This is a genomic window from Cytophagia bacterium CHB2, assembly GCA_030263535.1.
GTDB lineage: Bacteria > Zhuqueibacterota > Zhuqueibacteria > Zhuqueibacterales > Zhuqueibacteraceae > Coneutiohabitans.
In genome coordinates this window covers 1-2,718 of the sequence record SZPB01000566.1, presented here as the reverse complement: position 1 = coordinate 2,718, position 2,718 = coordinate 1, and the positions used below count along the sequence as shown (strand labels likewise).

The window sequence follows — 2,718 nt, the reverse complement described above, 5'->3', positions numbered from 1 at the left end:
GTGGGAACACTCAAAATAGGTAAACCATTCGCGATAACCGAACATCATTTCGCGCACGCGATAGGTTTGATGATGGCCGGCATGCCCGCAAATTTTGCACGTCATAAACCGTGTCGATCTTTTTCTTCCGAGGCCGTTGCCCCCAGCAACTTGCGATAAATTGAGCCATGCCGGAGCTCCTCCGCCATCGCGCCGACCTTCCAGTTGCGTTCCTTTTCGCGCTCATAGATCTCGCGGATAAATGCCCAGGCCGTGCTGAACATGGCGGCGAGAAAGACGAAAATCAACACGATGAGGGTGCGGTGCGGCCGCTTTTTCCGTTCCGGCGGCACGGCTTTGTCGAGCATTAACACGACGGGTGTGTCTTTGTTCTCATCGATCTTTGCCTGCTCGTACAACGGCAATAAAAATTCCATCAAACGATTTTGAATTTCGAAATCACGGAAGCGCCGGATGTATTCGGTTCCCAGCTCGGGCACGTCTTTGAATGGAACGAAAAAATTGAGCGAGGATTTGTTGAACCAGTCCTCCGTGCCGTATTTGATTTCGCTCAGTTTTCTGTTCATCTCGGCCAGTTCGAGCTGCAAGGCCTGCGCCCGGGGATTCTCCGCGCCGAACACGCGCTTGGCAATGTCGAACTCCATTTGCTTTTGCACCTGCGCCGATTTCAACTCAGCCGCGGCTTTGATCGCGCTTTCGGTTTGCTCGGGCAGCGCGTAGATGCCGTATTTTTGCTGAAAAACTTTCAGGCTGTCCTCGGCGCTGCGCAGATCGTCGATATTTTGGCGGTAGCGTTTTTCGATGAATTCGCGATTATTGCGCGCCTCGGTACTTCCCAATTGCCGGCTGATTTCGTTGAGCAACTCGACAAAATAATTTGCCATGTCAGCCGCGCGCTGCGGGCTTTTGTCGTAAACCGTAACCGTGATGTTGCCCTCGGTCGCAATATCAAATTCGACATTCTCGCTCAGAGTACGAATGGCCTCTTCAACAGAGTTCTTGCGGCTTTCATAAACCTTGACGAGATCGAACTTCTGCACCACGCGTTCCATGGCCGAGCGGCTTTGCAAAATCGCGATGTAGCTGTAGGCCTCCGACGAGCCGCCCAGGCGCACACCCAATCCCGCCAGGTTTTTGAACAGCGACGAAGCGCCGCCTTCCAACATGCTCAACAATCCGCCGGGACGTTTGGGCGGCAACACCGAGGCGGTGGCGGCATACCAATTCGGCATGAGCAACACGATGCCGGCAGTCAACACGCCGGTGATGAGAATGCTAAGCAGAATGACTTTGCGCCGCTTGAAAAGAACGTAGAGATAGTCGAACAAATAGTTTTGCTGGGGTTGCCCGTCTACCCGGTCATCAAGATTATAAGAATTGTTATTGTCTGTCATAAAAACTCACGTTTATCGTCTCACGGCCATCGCCGCGATTATAAGAGTTGCCACTTGCGAGAAAATCAAAAGGTTTTGGGTAAGCTTGACACGCCCGGCCAGCGGCACGATGATGGTATCACCCCGGCGCACTTCGAGATTTGCGCCTTTTTCCGTTTTGTTGGTGCCGTTCCGCACAACAGTGATGTTCTTCAAGTCTGCCATATCCTGCGTGCCGCCGGCGAAGCCGACATAATCGACGGCCTTATAGCCCTCGACATAGGGAATATTGCCGGAATTTTTCACCGCGCCGTGGACGTAAACATACTCCTTCACACTGGTGGCAATAATGCGATCGCCGTTTTCCAATTTCATGCTGCCGGAGATATGATGATCCGCGCCGTTGCCGAACAAATTCACCGGCATCGGCGGTTGCTCGCCGCGAATTAAATAAATCCTGTGCAGGTCGGTCCAGCGTTGAATGGCCCGCACGCGATAGAGCAGCTCGAGCACGGATTCATTTTTGGCAATTTGGTGCGGGCCAAGTTGACTGACCGTACCTTCAAGAAAAACCGTGTTACCCGTCAAGGCAATGCGAGGAACGTAGATGAGGTCGCCGCCACGCACATGAGGATCCTGGCTGATATCGCCTTCATAATAAAGCTTGTACATATCGAGCGTATCGATCGTGCCATCGGTGTGGCGCACTTCCACGCGGCGCTGGTCGGCCCAGTCCGTCCAACCTTCGGCTTGTTGGACAAAGTAAGAAATGCGATCAACAGCCGTGGCGTTGAACGAGCCGGGCGCCTGTACCTCACCGAAAATATGCGCGCGCACGAGCCGCAATTGCGTCAAGTCCGTTGTGACCGAGATGTTGCGAGGATTGTATTTGGCTTCGCAAGCGCGGCTGACCTCCGCTCGCACAGCTTCCAGGGTTTTATTGTTGACGTCAATCGTGCCGACGCTCGGAATGATGAGCCTTCCTTCCGGTGTGACGGAGGCGGAAATGCCGTTGTCGTCGCTTGAGGGTCCCCAAAAGCTGATGCGTAAAACATCTCCCGGGCCGACGCGGTAAACGGCGGGATCAACCGCGCCTTCGATGGCTTGTGGAATCGGCCGTTGTTCGCTTTGCCGTTGAAGATGTTTTGCAAGCTCTTTCTCGTCGATCTGCGGCGTATCTTTGGATTGGCCGGTGAGGAGGTTGGCAGCAACCAGAAGATTGAGAACGGTGAATTTCAGCAACTTCATATGTGTGAGAATGAACTCCTTGCAGTCAAGGTGGCGATAAATGGAGATTTTTTAAAGAGCGAAATATAGCGCTACCGCCCAAGCATGTCAAGCGGAT

General features: G+C 53.3%; 2 protein-coding genes. Both read right to left on the bottom strand.

The window, feature by feature from the left end:
* Window positions 1–101: 101 nt before the first annotated feature.
* The gene (locus FBQ85_28960) at window positions 102–1,394 is read right to left on the bottom strand and encodes a hypothetical protein (protein MDL1879165.1); all 1,293 of its coding nucleotides are present in this window, start codon (window positions 1,392–1,394) and stop codon (window positions 102–104) included.
* 12 nt (window positions 1,395–1,406) lie between these two features.
* A complete protein-coding gene (locus FBQ85_28955; protein MDL1879164.1) occupies window positions 1,407–2,621 on the bottom strand; it encodes a hypothetical protein in 1,215 nt (404 codons plus the stop codon).
* Window positions 2,622–2,718 lie beyond the last annotated feature (97 nt).

Coding starts and splice junctions, on each gene's coding strand:
- FBQ85_28960 (MDL1879165.1), bottom strand. CDS start 1,394: ATGACAGACAATAACAATTCTTATAATCTTGATGACCGGGTAGACGGG.
- FBQ85_28955 (MDL1879164.1), bottom strand. CDS start 2,621: ATGAAGTTGCTGAAATTCACCGTTCTCAATCTTCTGGTTGCTGCCAAC.